The organism is Vibrio sp. 10N.222.49.C9, from assembly GCF_041474985.1.
GTDB lineage: Bacteria > Pseudomonadota > Gammaproteobacteria > Enterobacterales > Vibrionaceae > Vibrio > Vibrio crassostreae_C.
Map to the genome: position 1 here is coordinate 1 of NZ_JBFRVD010001479.1, position 226 is coordinate 226.

The window sequence follows — 226 nt, forward strand, 5'->3', positions numbered from 1 at the left end:
CAGCTCTTTTTGCTTAACTCGCAATAAGGCATTGGCACGATCCAACTGGATCTCTAAATCCCCTTTGTCGATCATGGCAATGATTTGCCCACGCTTGACCGTAGCGCCTTTACGAACCCTTAAGGTTTTTATAGTGCCTGCAAGTTCTGCGCTGAGTTCAACATGACGATTTGGCGCTGTTCGTCCATAGAGTTCGATTTTTCGAGCGACGGGCTCGGCATTAAAT

1 protein-coding gene is annotated in these 226 nt (G+C 47.3%); it reads right to left on the reverse strand.

What is annotated here, in order from left to right:
• Nucleotides 1-226, reverse strand: a 226-nt coding sequence (locus AB4585_RS28850; RefSeq protein ID WP_372172217.1) for a biotin/lipoyl-binding protein, incomplete at both ends; no start/stop codon positions are given.